The following is a 17,661-nucleotide window of genomic DNA, read 5'->3' on the forward strand; positions in this document are numbered from 1 at the left end:
GGCAGAAGCAGCAGGGAATAATCCAAAATCCCGGCCACTTCTGCCTCTTTCTATATGAAACCCTTGTAAGCTTTAAAATCTCGCACCCGGCTCCGCCACCGTCATGAAATCAGCCACCGCCTTTGTCGCCAGCAGCCTGATGCCGCTCTTCATCCTGCCAGCCACACTTGCCGCCCCCGCCAGTTGCCAGCTCAAGGTCAGCATGACCGAATCAGCCCAGCACTTGCTGCGCCCCGCGCCATCCAGACATTTACCTAGCTATCTGCAAAAACTCGAATCACTGAGTCATTGCAAGATCCAGGAAGTCATGCTGCCCATGGCCAGGCTGATCCCGTCTTTCAGCCAGCATCAGACCCAGATGATCATTGGCCTGATGCAGACTCCGGAGCGTGACCGGCTGGGCAAGTTCCATCCACTTTTGAAGCTGCGACCTTACTGGATCAGCCAGCAGGCTCCGCAAGATCATCTGATCAAGGCCCTGCAGCGTTATGACTACCGCGTGGGCGTTGTCCGCGGCGCGGTTTTTCCGCCCACGCTGATGCAGACACTGCAAACGCTGCGCGATGCCCAACAGCTGGACGAAGCCAGTAGTGAAGAGCAGGCAATTCGCATGGTGCAGGCCGGTCGCAACAAGGCTTTCCTTGCGGTTGATATCACTTATTACTCGCTGAAAAAACAAGGCCTGCTTGGCACGCTGGGCGGCTGGCCTATCAAGGATGTCGCACCGATCAAGATCGGCATCTATCTAAACACCAGTGCGCTGGAGACAGCTCAGGCTGGCAAGATTGCCAGCGCCGTCCAGCAACTGTCACAACAGCGGTATGCCGAGAAGCTGATCGAGGCACACCTAGGCTATTCGCCCGACTAACCACCAAGCCAGATCTCTCCGGCAGCAAGCCCGCGCCTCCAAGCAGCCATGCTAAAAGCCGGGCACCACCCGGCCTTGCCACAACCTCCGACCGACACCATCACGATCGCTTATTCGGCCATGCGGCCAACCCCACCCTGCATATTCAAATTTCTGCTTTCATTCTGAATTTTCCATTGTTCTGGTTATAAAAATTCCAGCTTATCTTCTTCGCATGCCCTAACAAGACCGGAGAACGATATGCCCCGCCACACCCTTATCAGCGCCCTGACCCTCGCCGCCCTCAGCCTGCCCGCCTTTGCCGACGTTACCCTGCTGAATGTGTCTTACGACCCGACCCGCGAGCTGTACCAGGAATTCAACAGCGCCTTTGCCAAGCACTGGAAAGACAAGACCGGCGAGACCGTCACCGTGAAGCAATCCCACGGCGGCTCCGGCAAACAGGCGCGTGCCGTGATTGATGGCCTTGAGGCCGACGTGGTGACGCTGGCACTCGGCTACGACATCGACGCCCTGCACCAGCAAGGCAAGCTGATTCCGCAAAACTGGCAAAAACGTCTGCCAAACAATGCCGCACCCTACACCTCGACCATCGTTTTCCTGGTGCGCAAAGGCAATCCGAAACAGATTCGTGACTGGAACGACCTGACCCGCAGCGATGTGGAAGTGGTCACCCCGAACCCGAAGACCTCCGGCGGCGCACGCTGGAACTACCTGGCCGCCTGGGGCTATGCCCTGAAACAGCCGGGCGGTAACGAGGCCAAGGCGCAAGACTTCGTGAAGAAGATCTTCCAGAACGTGAAGGTGCTGGATTCGGGCGCGCGCGGCTCGCTGGTCAGCTTTACCCAGCGCGGCATCGGGGATGTGCTGCTGGCGTGGGAAAACGAAGCCTATCTGGGCGCGAAAGAGCTGGGCCCGGGCAATTTCGACATCGTGACGCCGTCACTGTCCATCCTCGCCGAGCCGCCAGTCAGCGTAGTAGACAAGGTGGTGGACAAGCGCGGCACCCGCAAGGTGGCCGAGGCCTATCTGCAATACCTGTACAGCCCGCAAGGTCAGGAGTTGGCCGCGGCCAACTACTACCGCCCACGTGACGGCAAGATTGCCGCCAAATACGGCGCACAGTTCAGCAAGGTCAAACTGTTCACCATCAACGAGCTGTTTGGCGGCTGGGAAAAAGCCCAGCAACGCCACTTTGCCGATGGTGGCGTGTTTGACCAGATCACCAAACGCTAAGCGGAGACAGGCATGACGCCGCATTTCGTCTACACACTGGATGCGGCCAACCCTTATGCCCGGCTGCTGCTGAACCTCAGCGCCGGGCAAGGTCAGCCACTCCATGCCGGCCTGGTGCCACACCAGCCCTTTCTGCTGCTGGGTCACTGCGAAGCCTGCCACCCGCTGTGCCGCTGGGGCCGCCAGCAGGCGCACTGCATCGGCGCGCTGCTGCTCAACCCCGGCTTGCACTACCCGGCCGACACCCCGCTGCCTTTTCCTTCGCTGGTGATTCACGCCGACAGCAATGACGGCAGCCAGCGCCTGTCAACCAGCGTGATGCAGGCCGAACAATGGGGCAGCGCCTTTGCCCGCCTGCCCGCCCTGCCGCAAGCCGAAGCCGCACTACAGCACTGGCTGGAGCAGCTGCTGACCCTGCAAAGACACTGGCCCAGCGGCGACTTTTGAATCCTTATCTCTAAAAATTCATAAAGAGATAATTTTTATTCACTTCGAGAATATGAAAAAGCTTATTAGCATTTCGTCATTCGCAAACCCCAGCCGGAGGGCAAGATGGCCTTATCCCTGAAAAAGCATTCGGTGTTGCCCGGCTTTCATGTCTCGCTGGGGCTGACACTCAGTTATCTGTCGCTGATCGTGCTGATTCCGCTGGCCGCCGTGTTCATTCACAGCAGTCAGCAAAGCCTGCAGGACTTCTGGCTTACCGTCAGCGAGCCGCGCGTGCTGGCCTCCTTCCGCCTGAGCTTCGGCATGGCGCTGTTGGCCGCACTCATCAATAGCGTGTTCGGCCTGCTGCTGGCCTGGGCGCTGGTGCGTTATCCCTTTCCCGGCAAAGCGCTGATCGACGCCCTGGTCGACCTGCCCTTCGCCCTGCCGACCGCGGTCGCCGGCATCGCCTTGACTGCGCTGTATGCCGGCAACGGCTGGCTGGGCAGCTGGCTTGAGCCACTGGGCATCAAGGTCGCCTTCGGCCCGCTGGGCGTGCTGGTGGCGCTGGTCTTCATCGGCCTGCCCTTTGTGGTACGCACGGTGCAGCCGGTACTGGCGGATCTGGAAACCGAACTGGAAGAAGCCGCCACCAGTCTTGGCGCACGCCGCTGGCAGGTGATTCGTCATGTGGTACTGCCTACCCTGCGCCCGGCGGTGCTCACCGGTTTTGCCCTCGCCTTTGCCCGTGCGGTTGGCGAATACGGCTCGGTCATCTTCATCGCAGGCAATATCCCGATGGTGTCGGAAATCACGCCACTGATGATCATCAGCAAGCTCGAGCAATACGACTATCGCGGTGCCACTGCCATCGCCGCGGTGATGTTGCTGATTTCCTTCGTCCTGCTGCTGGCCATCAACAGCCTGCAAGCCTGGCAAGAACGTCACCGCAAGGAGGCCCGCGCATGAGCACCACCCTGAGCTTCACCCCCGGCGACCAGGCAAGCCTGCTGCAAAGCAAGGCCGCCACCCGCGAAAGCGGCTGGGTACGCGCCACCGTATTGACGCTAGGCCTCGGCTTTTTCTTCCTGTTCTTGCTGCTGCCCTTGATCGTGGTATTCAGCGAGGCACTGGCCAAGGGCTGGGAAACCTATCTCGCCGCCATCAGCGAACCTGACGCACTGTCCGCGCTCAAGCTCACCCTGTTGGCCGCAGCCATCGCCGTGCCGCTGAATCTGGTGTTCGGCATTGCCGCTGCCTGGGCGATTACCCGCTTCGACTTTCGTGGCAAGCAGCTGCTGATCACGCTGATCGACCTGCCGTTTTCGGTGTCGCCCGTGGTGGCCGGTCTGATCTATGTGCTGGTGTTCGGCAGCCACGGCTGGTTTGGCTCGTGGTTGGCCGCCAACGATCTGAAAGTGATTTTTGCCGTGCCCGGCATCGTGCTTGCCACCGTGTTTGTCACCGTGCCCTTTGTGGCGCGCGAGCTGATTCCGCTGCTGGAAGCCCAAGGCCGCGAGGAAGAAGAAGCCGCCGTGGTGCTGGGTGCACGCGGCTGGCAGGTGCTGTGGCATGTGACGCTGCCGAATGTGCGCTGGGCCTTGCTCTACGGCGTGATTCTGTCGAATGCGCGCGCCATGGGCGAATTCGGCGCGGTGTCGGTGGTATCCGGCCATATCCGTGGCGAAACCAACACCCTGCCGCTGCATGTCGAGATTCTTTACAACGAATACCAGTTTGCCGCCGCCTTTGCCGTGGCCTCGCTGCTGGCCTTGCTGGCGCTGGTAACGCTGGCTATCAAACACCACGTCGCCGCCCGTGCCGGCCACGCCCACTGATAAAGGGACATCCCATGACCATCCGTGTTGAAAACCTGCAAAAACGCTTTGGCCAGCATGTGGCGCTGGGCGGCCTGAATATCGACTTTCCTGCTGGCGAGCTGGTCGCCCTGCTCGGCCCGTCCGGTTGCGGCAAGACCACGCTACTGCGCGTGATCGCCGGGCTGGAAAGTGCCGACAGCGGCCAGGTGTATATCGACGGCGAAGACGCCGCACTGACACCGGTGCGCGAACGTCAGGTCGGCTTCGTGTTCCAGCATTACGCCTTGTTCCGCCACATGACGGTGTTTGACAACATCGCCTTCGGCCTGCGCATGAAGCCGAAAAAACAGCGCCCGAGCGAGGCCGACATCGCCCGCAAGGTGCACGAGCTGCTGAATCTGGTGCAGCTGGACTGGCTGGCCGACCGCTATCCGGCGCAATTGTCCGGCGGCCAACGTCAGCGTATCGCACTGGCGCGCGCCTTGGCGGTCGAGCCGCGGGTGCTGCTGCTGGACGAGCCTTTCGGCGCGCTGGATGCGCAGGTGCGAAAAGAGCTGCGCCGCTGGCTGCGTCGCCTGCATGACGAGCTGCACATCACCTCCATCTTCGTCACCCACGATCAGGAAGAAGCACTGGAGGTTGCCGACCGCATCGTGCTGATGAATCACGGCCAGATCGAACAAGTCGGCAGCCCGGCCGAAGTCTATGCCCAGCCGGCCAGTGCCTTTGTCTATGGCTTCCTCGGTCATGCCAACCGTTTTGAAGGCACCGCCAGCGCCGGCGGCATTGCCATCGGCGACAGCACCCTGCCGGACAGTGGCGCGGCGCAAGGCAAGGTGATTGCCTTTGTCCGCCCGCACGAACTGGACATCGTGCGCCGCGAACATGGCGACGGCCTGCCAGCCAGCATCAGCCGCGTGCTGCCGCTAGGCGCGATTACCCGTATAGAGCTGCTGGGCCGCAACGAGCTGGCCGGCCAGCATTTTGAAGTCGAATTGCCGCATCCGCTTGCGGCCAACCTTATCCCCGGCGAACCGGTTCGTCTGCTGCCACGCAGCCTGCGCACCTTTGCCCACCACGAAACGACAGGTGCAGCATGAATTTCCAGCAATTACGCATCATCCGCGAAACCGTGCGGCAGAACTTCAATCTGACCGACGTCGGCGCCGCGCTGTTTACCTCGCAATCCGGCGTCTCCAAACACATCAAGGATCTCGAAGACGAACTGGGCGTCGAGCTGTTTGTGCGCAAGGGCAAGCGTTTTCTCGGTCTGACCGCGCCGGGCAAGGATCTGCTGGGCATTGTCGAGCGCATGCTGCTGGATGCGGCCAACATCAAGCGGCTGGCCGAACAGTACAGCCAGTGCGATGAAGGCCAGTTCACCATCGCCACCACCCACACCCAGGCGCGCTATGCGCTGCCGCCGGTGGTCAGTGCCTTCAAGCGCGCCTTCCCCAAGGTGCATCTGGTGCTACTGCAAGCCAGCCCGGACGAGCTGGTGCGCCTGCTGATGTCGGGCGAAGCCGATATCGGCATCGCCACCGAAGGCGTCGGCAATGTGCCCGAGCTGGTTTCCTTCCCCTACTATCGCTGGCACCACACGGTGATTGCGCCTCCGGATCACCCGATACACCAGCGCGAGCTGAGCCTGCAGGCGCTGGCCGACTACCCGATTGTCACCTACCACGAAGGCTTTACCGGCCGCGCGCAGATCGACGCCGCCTTTGCCGAAGAAGGGCTGAACCCCGACATCGTGATGGCCGCCCTCGATGCCGACGTGATCAAGGCCTATGTCGAGCTGGGCATGGGCATCGGCATCATCGCCTCGATGGCGTATGACAGCCAGCGCGACAGCAATCTGCGCGAAGCCGAAGGCCCGGCGCTGTTTGACCACCAGACCACGCGCATCGCCATCCGTCGTGGCCATTATCTGCGCCAGTATGCCTACCGTTTTCTGTCGCTGTGCTCGCCGGCACTGGACGAAGACAGCATCCGCCGCGCGCTGCAACCGGATGGCGCCGATTAAGCATCATGATGAACCTGCAAGCCCTGCTCAGATATTTTGCCGCCCAACAGACCGGGGGCGGCCCCGCGCCCCAGCTGATTTTTGGCGATCACGGCACCCATGCCCGCCTTGGTGCCTTGCAGATGCAAAGCCATTTTCAGCCGATACTGGCAGCAGACGGCAGTCTCTACGGCCACGAGGCGCTATTGCGTGCCAACAATGGCCAGGGGCGGCAGATTCCGCCCGACTTGCTGTTCGAGAGTCAGGGCGAGCAAGCGCAGGTGGTGCTGATAGACCGGCTGTGCCGGGTGATGCACAGCCTCAACTATGTGCAGCAAGGCGGCAGGCAGCAGCTGTTTCTCAACGTCAACGGCCGCCACCTGCTGGCCATTGCCAGCGGCCAACATGGCGTCACTTTCGAACGCTTGCTGGCCTGCTGTGGCCTCAAACCCTCGCAAGTGGTGCTGGAAATCATCGAGTCCGAAATCGACGACCCCGGCTTGCTGCGTGAGGCCGTCAGTGCTTATCGCGCCTGTGGTTTTCGCATTGCGATTGACGATTTTGGCGCGCGCCACTCGAATTTTGATCGCCTGATCGCCCTGCAACCCGACATCGTCAAACTCGACCGTAGCCTGACGGTGCAAGCCATGCTGCAGGCACGCATCCGCAAAATCTACCCCTCGCTGATCAGGCTGATTCACGAGCTGGATGCCACTCTGGTGTGCGAAGGCATCGAAACAGCCGAACAGGCCAGCCTCGCCATCGACAGCGGTGCTGACCTGCTACAGGGCTATCATCTTGGCCGGCCGCAAGCGCGGCTGCAATCGGCGGCCAACAGCGAGGCCCGCAGCCAGCTGGCGCTGGCCTGAGACTGCGGCCAGGCTTTACCGCTTACTGCCACCAGCCATCCATTGCCAGCAGCACGCGCGGCTGGCCGGCTGCCACCTGCGGCGAGCGATGCACCGCTCCCTTGCCGGCGTTGTACTGCCACAGACTGCCCTTCAACAGCAGCACATCTCCCGGCTGGCTTTGCCCGACTTGCTGACCGTCCATCAGGCCGGAAGCCTCGTCCGGCAAACCGCCGCTGCCTTGGCCGAGTTTGTGGCGCGGCAGCTGCTCGCCAGCCAGCCACTCGGTGCCCGGCCCAAGCCAGGTGCTGACCAGGCGGATGCCGGTGCGGTCGATATGAAAACGCGGGCACATCGCCTTGTTCAGCACCTCGATGCGCCAGCTCACGCCATCACAATCCAGCAACGTCGTCAGCAGGCTGGCCAGCCAGGCAATCTCGGCCACCATCGCCTCGCGCCCTGCCCCTGCCGGCCAGTAATCCAGCACCGGCAGCTCGCTGTCTTTCAGCAAGCCGCGCTGCCCCAAAGGCAGATTGTTACTGGCGGCCAGGGTCTGCAGATAGTCGGCGATAGCCTGCGGCAAAGGACGCTGCCAGCAAGCCAGTTGCACGGCTGGCTCGAAAATCTGTGACAGCAGCGCCAGATCGCTGCCGATGGCCAGCTCGCCTTGGCCAGGCACGCGCGCGTTCATGCGGCCTCGTCTTCTTCGGCGATTTCCCAGCGCGGGAACGGGTCCGGCAACGCCAGCCAGCCTTGCGGCCCCAGTGCCATTTCGTCTTCGCTCAGCAGGCAGGCATCGAATGCGGCTGTCAGCGCAGCCTGATCCATGCCCATGCCGATCAGCACCAGCTCCTGCTGGCGATCGCCCCACGGCTCTTCCCAACGGCTGGCAATCATCGCGCGACTGTCGTCGTCCTGCGGCCAGTCGGCCTGATCCATCGCCGCCCACCACAGCCCGGCCAGCTCGTGCCGGCTGACCGCACCGGCTTGCGACCAGCTGCCCACCAGCATCGGCCGGGTCGCCAGCCAGAAATAACCCTTGGAGCGCACCACACCCGGCCAGCCCTGCTGCAGCCAGGCATGCAGCCTCGCCGGGTGGAACGGCCGGCGCTGGCGATAGACAAAGCTGGAGATGCCGTATTCTTCGGTTTCCGGCACATGCTCGCCACGCAGCTCTTGCAACCAACCCGGCGCATCGGCCGCGGCATCAAAATCAAACAGGCCGGTATCCAGCACGCTGTCCAGCGCCACCTTGCCAAAGCTGCTGTGCACGATGCGCGCGCGCGGGTTCAGGCTCGCCAGAATCGCCTCCAGCTGGCTGATCGCCTCGGCCGACATCAGGTCAGTCTTGTTCAGCACGATCACATCGCAGAATTCGATCTGTTCGATCAGCAGATCCACCACCGTGCGCTCGTCCTCTTCGCCGGCCTGCTCGCCGCGCTCGGCCAGCAAATCGCGCGAGCTGTAATCACGCAAGAAGTTATAGCCATCCACTACCGTCACCATGGTATCGAGGCGAGCAATATCGGACAGGCTGTGGCCGTCGTCATCACGGAAGGTGAAGGTCTCGGCCACCGGCAGCGGCTCGGCAATGCCGGTCGATTCGATCAGCAGATAGTCAAAACGGCCGGCTGCGGCCAACTTGCGAATCTCGATCAGCAAATCTTCGCGCAAGGTACAGCAGATACAGCCATTGCTCATCTCGACCAGCTTTTCTTCGGCACGACTCAAGGCGGCACCGCCCTCGCGCACCAGCCGCGCGTCGATATTCACCTCGGACATATCGTTGACGATCACCGCTACGCGCCGACCTTCGCGGTTGTTCAGGATGTGATTGAGCAAGGTGGTCTTGCCCGCCCCGAGAAAACCGGAAAGAACGGTAACGGGCAGGCGCTGGTCTGCTTGATTCTGAGGCATGGCAGTCTCGTTATACAGTAACAAAGTTGGCGTTATACCATAACACTTGCCTGTATCAAATACCTGCCTTGCCACAGCGCGGCTCACAGCAAAAACCGGCTTCTGCCGATATCCGATTTGCTTATGCCTATTTAATGTTGGCGCAGGCAGCTGCCGCCGTTATGCTCTCTCACTATCTGTTCTGCGCTGCAGCACCCTGCGGCCAGGCTTCACCTTGCCTCAGGAGACATCATGCGTTACCCGCTGATTACCACTGCTGTATTGCTTGCGCTGGCCGGCGCGAGTCAGGCCAAACCCCTGGTCGTCTGCACCGAGGCCAGCCCCGAAGGCTTTGATGTGGTGCGTTTCAACTCGCTGACCACCACCAATGCCAGCGCCGACGTGATTTTTGACCGTCTCGTCAATTACGATGCCGCCGCCGGCAAAGTCGTACCCGGCCTTGCGCAAAGCTGGAAAGTCGCCGCCGACGGCCAGTCGCTGACCTTCACCCTGCGCGATGGCGTGCGTTTTCACAGCACACCGTGGTTCAAGCCTACTCGCACGCTGAATGCCGACGACGTGCTGTTCAGCTTCCAGCGCATGCTGGACAGCAACCATCCGTGGTTCAAGAGCGCCCCGACCGGCTACCCGCACGCCAAATCCTTCCAGCTCGACAAACTGATCAAGGCCGTGGTGAAAGTCGACAACCGCACCGTGCGTTTTGACCTCAACCAGCCCGATGCCACCCTGCTGCCGCTGCTGACCATGGGTTTTGGCAGCATCTACTCGGCCGAATATGCGGCCAACCTTGCCAAGACCGGCGACTTTGACAAACTCAACAGCCAGCCCGTCGGCACCGGTCCCTTTGTCTTCCTGAGCTTCAGCAAGGACAGCGCGGTGCGTTACACCGCCAACACCGCCTACTTTGGCGGCAAGCCGGCCATCGAGCGGCTGACCTACGCCATCACCCCAGACTCGGCAGTGCGCAGCCAGAAACTGCTGACCGGCGAATGCCAGCTGGCGCTGTCGCCCAAGCCGCAAGACATCAACGACGTAGCCGGCAACCCGCGCATCAAGGTGCTGACCACGCCGATGTTCTCCACCGGCTTTGTCGCGCTCAACACCCAGCACAAGCCGTTTGACGACAAGCGCGTGCGCCAGGCCGTCAACCTCGCCTTCGACAAGGCCAGCTACCTCAAGGCCGTGTTTGCCGGCAGCGCCGCCCCGGCCGTCAACCCCTTCCCGCCGTCCACCTTCGGTTACGACAAGAACGTGAAGGACTACCCGCGCGATCTGGAACGCGCCAAGGCCCTGCTGGCCAGCGCCGGCCTGCCCAACGGCTTTGCCACCACCATCTGGACGCGCCCGACCGGCAGCACGCTGAATCCGAACCCGAAAGCCGGTGCCGAGCTGCTGCAAAACGACCTGGCCAAGATCGGCATCAAAGCCGAAATCAAGGTCATCGAATGGGGCGAGCTGATCAAGCGCGGCAAAGCTGGCGAGCATGATCTGCTGTTCATGGGCTGGGCCGGCGACAATGGCGACGCCGATAACTTCCTCACCCCGCAATTCAGCTGCGCCGCCGTGCAAAGCGGCACCAACTTCGCCCGCTATTGCGACGCCCAGCTGGACAAGCTGATTACCGACACCCGCAAACTGGCCAATGCCAAACAGCGTGCGGCCAACTACCAGAAAGCCCAGCAGATCATCAAGGATCAGGCACTGTGGCTGCCTATCGCCCACCCGACCGCCGCGGTACTCACCACCGCCAATGTCAGCGGCTACCAAGTCAGCCCCTTCGGCCGCGTCAACTTCAACAAGGTGGTAGTGAAGTAATCGACCCTGTCTCACAAAAGCCCTGCGGCCAACCTTGCAAAAGGTTGGCCGCAGGGCTTTTCTATTTAAGAACAATCACTTGAATACACATCATTCAAGTTATTTTTCCAATGGCCACACCAACTGCAGGCTGTGAATCAATGATGCGAATGAGTTACCCACGTCCGCATAAGTATATGCCAAAACCCATTGAAATTACCTAGCATCAAAAACCCCGCAAGGGTAGACTTGGCCGGGCTGCGGGATTCCGGAAATGCAGCTAATGATGAAGAACGTCAAGCGAGTTCAGGATCAGGCTGTAAGTCAGCTTGATTTCAGACCAACCGGCATAACACATTGACAATCAATATAAAATTTCGAATTAGTAACAACTTGAAATCGATGGAGTTTTGATGAATATTTCCAACGCAATAGATATCGCAATTGAAAACATCCTTAAAGAGGGAATAACCGATGTCGATGTTTTCACTCGTCCATTCGAAATCGATTTACTTAAAAAAACCATAATAAAAAACGAAGTGAAAGCAACAGTAAAGGCATCACTTATAAACAACAAAATAAAGGAGATGGGCTTTACCCCGATTAGCCACATCTTAGCACCAAAAAAAGAATTTTTTGATTTCAGAAAATGTGCAATGGTGCAATTACTAGACGAGATAAAATATTTATCTCTAGTTCTACAAATCACACATCTCATTGAAATAGAAAGGGTAAACAAAAGCAAGAATGTAGTATTTTCATACCGCTTTAAACCAGAAGATGGATATTTGTTCGATCCAAAGTATGGCTTCACCGCATTCAGAAATCATGTACACAACAAATCAAAACAGAAAAATGTAAATGTAATTGTCTCGTGTGATATTGCGAATTTTTATGACAGAATAAATATCCATAGACTGGAGTGCATCCTAGCCTCAATCAAGAAGATAGATAAAAAAATAGTCGGGCAAATAAATGAATTACTACTGTTTTGGTCTAATCGAGATTCATATGGCCTACCGGTTGGATCAAACGCGAGTCGAATACTAGCGGAGGTTGCACTAATTGAAATTGATAATTACCTTTTATCTCACAACATTTCGTACTGCAGGTTTGTTGATGATTTTAGATTATTCGCGCCTGATGCAGCAACAGCGCACAGATGGCTTGCACTGCTAGTAGACAAACTATCAAAAGAGGGATTATTTCTCAATACAAGCAAAACATCTATAAAGGATGTTTCACTACTCACTGATACAGAAAATCAAGAAGGCAATGGCGCCACGCAAACCAAAATAGAAGAACAAAAACCAAACTCTGTAAATGATTGCGAGCAAAAAGATAGCAAAGTTGAAACTGCAAGAATAATAAGAGGTTACTCAGGCCTGATCCCGACAAAATTTAGGTCTATGAGTGCCACCGAAAAACAATCACTAATGAGTAAAGATATCAACCAGCTCCTATCAATGATTGAGAATAATTTCCTAATAGAACCCAAAACAATTACCACCACAACAAAAGCAAGCATTGCCCAATCAAATTCATCTAGCTTAATTTCATTAATGAGGAATATTAATAAATTCCCCCAATTTATACCATACGTCCTCGATGCGGTAACAAAAAACGAGCACTTGTTTGAATCAAATGAAATCAAAGAAATCAGCGCAACAATGAAGCCATGGCTCAATAGGGAAATTGCCCCAGAGTTTGTTTCCGTGTATGTTGCAAAATTCTTTGGAAAAGGAAAATTTTTATGCAAAGAGACATTATTTGAATGTTTCAGAAATCTTAAGAGAAACGATGGAAACTATATCGGCAGAGTTATACTTGAACAACTTGAGCCAATATTATCCAGAGGAGAGGTACTAGAAATTCGCGATTATTACACAAGAGCTGATCTACTTGAAAAACGACAAATAGCTAAGATTGTAGATCTTCACCTTACTGAAGGTGAAAAGCGCCCATTTTTCAAGAATGCCACATCACAAACACAGGATATATTTTTGAAATTCATCGATGGACACTCAAAATAGCCACATAGCGCGGGTATAGCCCTGTAGAGCGGGTTCACCACAGGCGATACCCGCGCCACACCATAAAATCCTAGCCGCGCTCCGCGGGTATGGCCTAGCGGCCGACCTTGACCGCAAGGCTTGTCTGCTCGCAGCACGCCCTGAGCAATCTCCGACTGCAGGTCATTTAACCTTGCGCCACTCTCGCCAGCCACTGCCGTGTCTGGCCCGGGCTATGCAGGCGGATGAAGCGGATATGGCCGTAGGCCGGGTCTTGCAGCAGGGCCTGATAGCGCTGGCGGTTGCTGCGCCAGGTTTGCAGCGTCCACAGCAACACCGAGTCGCGGCTGCAGAAGGTCTGTCGCCAGCTTTCGACATTACCGGTGCCGGGCCAGAGTTCGCGGCCTTGCCAGCAGCGCGTGATGGCGCGGCGCAAGGCCTGCCAGACGGTGCGCGGCCAGCTGTAGTCCAGCCAGATGATGGTATCGACCTGCACCCATTTCACCGGCTGGCTGCGGCCGTAGTTGCCGTCCAGCACCCAGCGCTCGCCTTGCAGCTTGCTGGCCAGCAGGGTGAAAAAGGCGTCGTCGTCACGGTTTTGCCAGGCGGGCAGCCAGTACAGGCTGTCCATCTCGATATACGGTGCCTGCAGCCGCGCTGCCAGCGCTTTGCCGAGTGTCGATTTGCCACTGCCACTGGTGCCGATGATGTTGATGCGTTGCATGCTGGCCTCCTGATGCCGAAACGGGGGCGGGATTCTGCCACGGCGCACGCCATCCGCATAGCTAGAATGCATTGCGGCCAACCTCATACAAGGTTGGCCGCAATGGGTGAAATCCGGATGAACCGGCCTATACCGCCGGTCGGGCTAGCGGTTTTCCGGCCGCACCTCGATGAACTGGAAATAACCGGTCTGATGCAGCAGGCGGTGCGCCTTCACCAGCACGATGCCTTCTTGCTGGCTCAGCTCGAACTGGCGCAAGGCCTGGTAGAGCTTGCCCGGCATCACCAGCACATCCTGCTGGTTCAGCCGCGAGTTAGCCGGCAGGCGGATTGCCTGCTGCGGCTGCTCGGCCTCGTGGGTGACAACCGGCTTCACCATGATGGCTTCGGGTGTCTTGCCGATGATTTCGATGCCGAATTCGGTTTCGCCGGCGGGGCTCAGGCGATTGATCCAGCGCACCACGCCCAAAAGCCACGAGCGGGTTTCGCGCTGCACCATCACCAGATCGCCACTGCGCAGCACCACCGCGCCGAGCTTGCCGGCCAGCAGATAGCCGGCGGCGCTCATATTGCACACCGCCATCGGCAGCGGCGGCTGCTGGTAGGCGGCCGGCTCGTGCAACATCTGCCAGCAGGCATCCAGCCCGATGTGCACGTGCACTTGCTCGTGATTCTTGCTGTGCAGGCGTAGCTGGCGACGTTGCGGCGGCTGTACCCACTCTTGACGCAGGCGCAACACCAGCTGTTGTTGCAGCTGGCTGTTGGCGTCCGGCATCTGCACGGTCTGGCTTTTTTCTTCCCAGTGTTGCAGCGCACGGTGGGTGCCCAGCAGGAAGTGCTGGTCAGCATGCAGGTATTTGCGGCGATGCTGGCCAAAGCGCGGCGGCTGGTCGGCATACATATCCAGTGCATAGCCCGGCGCATCAGCCCCGGCCGGCAGCGGAATCAGCTGCACATGCGGCGCGCCTTCGCTGACGATATTGATCAGGCAGAAAATGCGCGCCAGATCCATGCGGTTGCTGGAGGCCATGCCCAGCAATAGCAAACGGCGGTACAGCGTCGCCAGTGTCTCCTCACGCGCGCCGGCACTCTTGCCCTCCCAGCCTTGCGCCAGTATCTGCCGGTACAGCTGATGGCAGCCCAGCCAGACGCCTTTTGGCACCGGGCTGTAGCCTAGTGCATGGCTGGTCATCACATCGAATGCCGCCAGCAATACCTGCTGGCAGGCTTCGATCTTGGGTTTGTTGCTGGCAAAAAAGCCCTGCTGCTGCATCGCCTGCTCTTGCCACGGCAAGGCCAGGCCAAAGCGGCCCAGTGCCACGCCTTGCGCCAGCACCGCTGCCAGCAAGGCGTGCTGCGGCTGGCGGTTGTTCAGCTCGCGCACTTTTTGTTGCAGCGCTTGCAAGAGTGCGGCCAACTCGCCAAGCTGCACGGCAGTCACCGTCTGCGTTTGCTGCAGCATCGCGGCCACCGCCTGCCGGCCTTGCTGCAGGCAGCGGCGGGCATCGGCATCGGCCAGTGGCGTGGCAAAGACAGGGTCGTTGGCAAAGGCAAGCACTTCGGCAAGCCGGGCGGTAATGGCAGCAGTCAGCACGGGGCGATGGTCTTGGGCAGGTTAAAGGTTGGCCGCAAACGCGGCCGAGCCGGCATTGTTCTCTTTCTGCCTACAAAAAAAAAGCCGATGACGGCGGTTTTTGCCGGCAGTGTGCATATTCACGTTTTGCCGCCGCGCGCCGGCAGCCGCACCCGCCGCCTGCTGTTACACTACGCGCCTTCTTTTGCCGGCCGGATACCATGCTGACCATTCTCTATCGCGATGAACATCTGATTGCCATCGACAAACCTTCCGGCCTGCTGGTGCACCGCAGCGAGATCGACCGCCGCGAGACGCGCTTTGCCGTGCAGCTGCTGCGTGACCAGATCGGCCAGCAGGTGTTTCCGGTACACAGGCTGGATCGCGGCACCAGCGGCGTGCTGCTGTTTGCGCTGGACAGCGCCACCGCCCGCCTGCTGAACGATGCCTTTGCCAGCCGCGCGCCGGCCAAGACCTATCTGGCCGTGGTGCGCGGCCACCCGGCCGACAGCGGCGAGATCGACCACCCGATTACCCGCCAGCCGGACGAGCGCGAGTATGTGCACGACAATGCCGCGCTGAATGCGCAGCCAGCCTTTACCCGTTATCAGACGCTGGCGCGCTGCACCCTGCCCTTTGCAGTGGATCGTTATCCGCAAAGCCGCTACGCGCTGGTGCAGCTGGCCCCGGAGACCGGCCGCCGCCACCAGCTGCGCCGCCATCTCAAGCACATCGCCCACCCCATCATTGGCGACGCCACCCACGGCAAGGGCGTGCATAACCGCTTTTTCCAGACGCAGTATCAGGTTGGCCGCATGCTGTTGCACGCGGTCGAGTTGCAGCTCACCCACCCGCATAGCGGCCAGCCACTGTGCCTGACCGCGCCCTTGAGTGGTGACTTTGCCAGGCTGCTGACTGAATTCGGCTGGCAACACACCTTGCCCGCGCACTGGTTGCCGGCATGAAAAAAGCCGGGTCAGCTGACCCGGCTTTTTTCATGCACATTCTCCTCAGACGCCATTCATCTCAGGCCATGGCCAATCGCCACTGCCGCGCCTGCCGCCACAGCAGGGCCGCGCGCATGGCGAACATGCCGCTGACCATGCCCAGCACACTGCTGCTGATCAGCAAGGGCAGCGTCTGCAGCCAGAATGTTGAGTGCGTCGCCGCCGCCGCGCCCATCGCATACTTGAGGCAGAACACCGTCAACATCGCCGTCAGCGGCAGCCAGCTGCCTTCCACCTGCAAGCGCCCGGCCTCATCCAGCCCGCGGCTGGCCGGTGGCAAACACTGGCCAAGCAGCACCACACCCGCCAACACGCCGCCCAACCAGGCCAGCATCGCCGTCTGGCTGGCCAGACTGCCGGCTGCCTGTATCGACAGCAGCAAGAACAGTACCGGCATGATCAGCAAACGGTTCGGCATCACCCGATAAAGCCGGCTTTGCTTCCAGCCCATATAGCAAAGCCAGCCCAGCAACGGCCATACCCACAACGGTGCCTTGACGATATAAACCAGCATGATGCCTCCTGATGATGTTGTTATGACTAAATTCAGAACCGGTAGCTGAGGCCCAGCATCGCCGCGCTGGTGCTGCTGCGCTTGACCATCGGACTCCCGCTGCGCTGCTCGGCCTGCCATTGCAGGCTGACCGGCAGATGCTCGCTGCTGACGCGCGCCAGCAAGGCCATGTCGCGGCTCAGTCCGTAGCGCCAGTTCAGTGCCAGGCTGTAACGGCTGCCAGCTTTGGCCTGATAAATGGGCAGGCCGCTACGAAAGCTCTCCATGATGCCGACGCCATAGTAGTACTGCATATACTCCTGCGACAACTGGCTGGCCGCAGCGGTCAGCGACCAATGCTGGCGCGCGTCAGGCGCAGTCAGGTGGTAATCAAGTTGCACGGTCGGAATCAACGCGCGATGCCGGCGGCCAGCATCCTGCAGCAGACTCAGACTGGCGCTGGCGCGATTGCCAAGGCTGGCTGACAGCATGCCGCCGAGCAAAAGCCCTGCCTTGCGCTTGTCGAGCTGTTTCATCTCGGCCAGATCGTTATCCTTTGGAGTAAAACTGTTGAATTCGATCTCGCCAAGCACGCCGGCGCTCAACCAGTCATTCAGCGGCTGCTTCCAGCCAAAACTGCTGCCGCTGACAAAGAAATGTTCACCTTCGTAGATCGCAAGCGGCATCACGAATGCCTTGCCGCTCTCGCCACGATAAACACTCTGGCCAGACCCGGCCGCCAGACCCAGTTGCAGATCTGCGGCCACCCCTGCGCCACTGCCTGCCAATAACATCACACCCAACAACACACGCATTTGCCACTCCTCCTTGCCTGATCGGTGCATGCATCTTGCCGGCGGCCTGACTGCCGGTGTGTGTCATGCGATAAACGGTTGTCATCGCCGATGAATGGTTGGCCGCCAGCCGCCAAGCCTCATG

At 59.3% G+C, this 17,661-nt stretch carries 17 protein-coding genes; 11 read left to right on the forward strand and 6 right to left on the reverse strand.

All coding sequences use genetic code 11. The annotated features are described in order from the left end of the window. Positions 1–103: 103 nt before the first annotated feature. From ACZ9W6_RS01215 to ACZ9W6_RS01250, 8 genes are all read left to right on the forward strand, one after another. Positions 104–868, forward strand: a complete 765-nt coding sequence (locus ACZ9W6_RS01215) for a hypothetical protein (protein ID WP_465189225.1) — start codon at positions 104–106, stop codon at positions 866–868. Positions 869–1,108: 240 nt separating this feature from the next. Next, the gene (locus ACZ9W6_RS01220; RefSeq protein WP_465189226.1) at positions 1,109–2,104 is read left to right on the forward strand and encodes a sulfate ABC transporter substrate-binding protein; all 996 of its coding nucleotides are present in this window, start codon (positions 1,109–1,111) and stop codon (positions 2,102–2,104) included. A gap of 12 nt (positions 2,105–2,116) precedes the next feature. Further along, a complete protein-coding gene (locus ACZ9W6_RS01225) occupies positions 2,117–2,551 on the forward strand; it encodes an RBBP9/YdeN family alpha/beta hydrolase (protein WP_465189227.1) in 435 nt (144 codons plus the stop codon). A gap of 105 nt (positions 2,552–2,656) precedes the next feature. Continuing rightward, entirely contained in the window at positions 2,657–3,499 is an 843-nt protein-coding gene (gene cysT, locus ACZ9W6_RS01230) for a sulfate ABC transporter permease subunit CysT (protein WP_465189228.1), read from the forward strand. Then, a complete protein-coding gene (cysW, locus tag ACZ9W6_RS01235; protein WP_465189229.1) occupies positions 3,496–4,368 on the forward strand; it encodes a sulfate ABC transporter permease subunit CysW in 873 nt (290 codons plus the stop codon). The genes cysT and cysW overlap by 4 nt, the downstream gene beginning before the upstream one ends. A 14-nt stretch (positions 4,369–4,382) precedes the next feature. After that, complete coding sequence (locus ACZ9W6_RS01240; protein ID WP_465189230.1) at positions 4,383–5,450, forward strand: sulfate/molybdate ABC transporter ATP-binding protein; 1,068 nt, start codon at positions 4,383–4,385, stop codon at positions 5,448–5,450. Continuing rightward, positions 5,447–6,376 carry a CysB family HTH-type transcriptional regulator gene (locus tag ACZ9W6_RS01245; RefSeq protein WP_465189231.1) on the forward strand — a complete coding sequence of 310 codons (930 nt, stop codon included), beginning with the start codon at positions 5,447–5,449 and terminating at the stop codon, positions 6,374–6,376. The genes ACZ9W6_RS01240 and ACZ9W6_RS01245 overlap by 4 nt, the downstream gene beginning before the upstream one ends. A 5-nt stretch (positions 6,377–6,381) precedes the next feature. Next, entirely contained in the window at positions 6,382–7,224 is an 843-nt protein-coding gene (locus tag ACZ9W6_RS01250; RefSeq protein WP_465189232.1) for an EAL domain-containing protein, read from the forward strand. 22 nt (positions 7,225–7,246) lie between these two features. Here ACZ9W6_RS01250 and ACZ9W6_RS01255 read toward each other — a convergent pair whose 3' ends face one another. Both ACZ9W6_RS01255 and zigA read right to left on the reverse strand, forming a co-directional pair. Further along, the gene (locus tag ACZ9W6_RS01255; protein WP_465189233.1) at positions 7,247–7,894 is read right to left on the reverse strand and encodes a DUF1826 domain-containing protein; all 648 of its coding nucleotides are present in this window, start codon (positions 7,892–7,894) and stop codon (positions 7,247–7,249) included. Next, positions 7,891–9,120 carry a zinc metallochaperone GTPase ZigA gene (gene zigA / locus ACZ9W6_RS01260; RefSeq protein WP_465189234.1) on the reverse strand — a complete coding sequence of 410 codons (1,230 nt, stop codon included), beginning with the start codon at positions 9,118–9,120 and terminating at the stop codon, positions 7,891–7,893. The genes ACZ9W6_RS01255 and zigA overlap by 4 nt, the downstream gene beginning before the upstream one ends. Before the next feature lie 231 nt (positions 9,121–9,351). Here zigA and ACZ9W6_RS01265 point away from each other — a divergent pair, with 231 nt between their 5' ends. Beyond that, complete coding sequence (locus tag ACZ9W6_RS01265; RefSeq protein ID WP_465189235.1) at positions 9,352–10,935, forward strand: ABC transporter substrate-binding protein; 1,584 nt, start codon at positions 9,352–9,354, stop codon at positions 10,933–10,935. Positions 10,936–11,327: 392 nt separating this feature from the next. Then, positions 11,328–12,947: an RNA-directed DNA polymerase gene (locus tag ACZ9W6_RS01270; RefSeq protein WP_465189236.1), complete on the forward strand. Its 1,620-nt coding sequence runs from the start codon at positions 11,328–11,330 to the stop codon at positions 12,945–12,947. A 166-nt stretch (positions 12,948–13,113) separates the two neighbouring features. Here the strand turns inward: ACZ9W6_RS01270 and ACZ9W6_RS01275 are convergent, their stop codons facing one another. Both ACZ9W6_RS01275 and ACZ9W6_RS01280 read right to left on the reverse strand, forming a co-directional pair. Continuing rightward, on the reverse strand, positions 13,114–13,650 hold the full coding sequence (locus ACZ9W6_RS01275) for a shikimate kinase (protein WP_465189237.1): 537 nt from the start codon (positions 13,648–13,650) through the stop codon (positions 13,114–13,116). A gap of 144 nt (positions 13,651–13,794) precedes the next feature. Continuing rightward, positions 13,795–15,243, reverse strand: coding sequence for a hypothetical protein (locus ACZ9W6_RS01280; RefSeq protein ID WP_465189238.1), 1,449 nt, complete (start codon positions 15,241–15,243; stop codon positions 13,795–13,797). Positions 15,244–15,443: 200 nt separating this feature from the next. On the opposite strand from ACZ9W6_RS01280, the gene ACZ9W6_RS01285 reads away from it, so the two are divergent. After that, on the forward strand, positions 15,444–16,187 hold the full coding sequence (locus tag ACZ9W6_RS01285; RefSeq protein WP_465189239.1) for a pseudouridine synthase: 744 nt from the start codon (positions 15,444–15,446) through the stop codon (positions 16,185–16,187). Positions 16,188–16,248: 61 nt separating this feature from the next. Here the strand turns inward: ACZ9W6_RS01285 and ACZ9W6_RS01290 are convergent, their stop codons facing one another. Together ACZ9W6_RS01290 and ACZ9W6_RS01295 are read right to left on the reverse strand one after the other, a co-directional pair. Then, entirely contained in the window at positions 16,249–16,863 is a 615-nt protein-coding gene (locus ACZ9W6_RS01290) for a DUF6622 family protein (RefSeq protein WP_465189240.1), read from the reverse strand. Then, entirely contained in the window at positions 16,776–17,537 is a 762-nt protein-coding gene (locus ACZ9W6_RS01295) for a MipA/OmpV family protein (protein WP_465189241.1), read from the reverse strand. Before ACZ9W6_RS01295 ends, ACZ9W6_RS01290 begins: the two co-directional genes overlap by 88 nt. Positions 17,538–17,661 lie beyond the last annotated feature (124 nt).

Source organism: Vogesella lacus (genome assembly GCF_979366295.1).

Coding starts and splice junctions, on each gene's coding strand:
- ACZ9W6_RS01215 (WP_465189225.1), top strand. CDS start 104: ATGAAATCAGCCACCGCCTTTGTCGCCAGCAGCCTGATGCCGCTCTTC.
- ACZ9W6_RS01220 (WP_465189226.1), top strand. CDS start 1,109: ATGCCCCGCCACACCCTTATCAGCGCCCTGACCCTCGCCGCCCTCAGC.
- ACZ9W6_RS01225 (WP_465189227.1), top strand. CDS start 2,117: ATGACGCCGCATTTCGTCTACACACTGGATGCGGCCAACCCTTATGCC.
- cysT (WP_465189228.1), top strand. CDS start 2,657: ATGGCCTTATCCCTGAAAAAGCATTCGGTGTTGCCCGGCTTTCATGTC.
- cysW (WP_465189229.1), top strand. CDS start 3,496: ATGAGCACCACCCTGAGCTTCACCCCCGGCGACCAGGCAAGCCTGCTG.
- ACZ9W6_RS01240 (WP_465189230.1), top strand. CDS start 4,383: ATGACCATCCGTGTTGAAAACCTGCAAAAACGCTTTGGCCAGCATGTG.
- ACZ9W6_RS01245 (WP_465189231.1), top strand. CDS start 5,447: ATGAATTTCCAGCAATTACGCATCATCCGCGAAACCGTGCGGCAGAAC.
- ACZ9W6_RS01250 (WP_465189232.1), top strand. CDS start 6,382: ATGATGAACCTGCAAGCCCTGCTCAGATATTTTGCCGCCCAACAGACC.
- ACZ9W6_RS01255 (WP_465189233.1), bottom strand. CDS start 7,894: ATGAACGCGCGCGTGCCTGGCCAAGGCGAGCTGGCCATCGGCAGCGAT.
- zigA (WP_465189234.1), bottom strand. CDS start 9,120: ATGCCTCAGAATCAAGCAGACCAGCGCCTGCCCGTTACCGTTCTTTCC.
- ACZ9W6_RS01265 (WP_465189235.1), top strand. CDS start 9,352: ATGCGTTACCCGCTGATTACCACTGCTGTATTGCTTGCGCTGGCCGGC.
- ACZ9W6_RS01270 (WP_465189236.1), top strand. CDS start 11,328: ATGAATATTTCCAACGCAATAGATATCGCAATTGAAAACATCCTTAAA.
- ACZ9W6_RS01275 (WP_465189237.1), bottom strand. CDS start 13,650: ATGCAACGCATCAACATCATCGGCACCAGTGGCAGTGGCAAATCGACA.
- ACZ9W6_RS01285 (WP_465189239.1), top strand. CDS start 15,444: ATGCTGACCATTCTCTATCGCGATGAACATCTGATTGCCATCGACAAA.
- ACZ9W6_RS01290 (WP_465189240.1), bottom strand. CDS start 16,863: ATGGCAGGCCGAGCAGCGCAGCGGGAGTCCGATGGTCAAGCGCAGCAG.
- ACZ9W6_RS01295 (WP_465189241.1), bottom strand. CDS start 17,537: ATGCGTGTGTTGTTGGGTGTGATGTTATTGGCAGGCAGTGGCGCAGGG.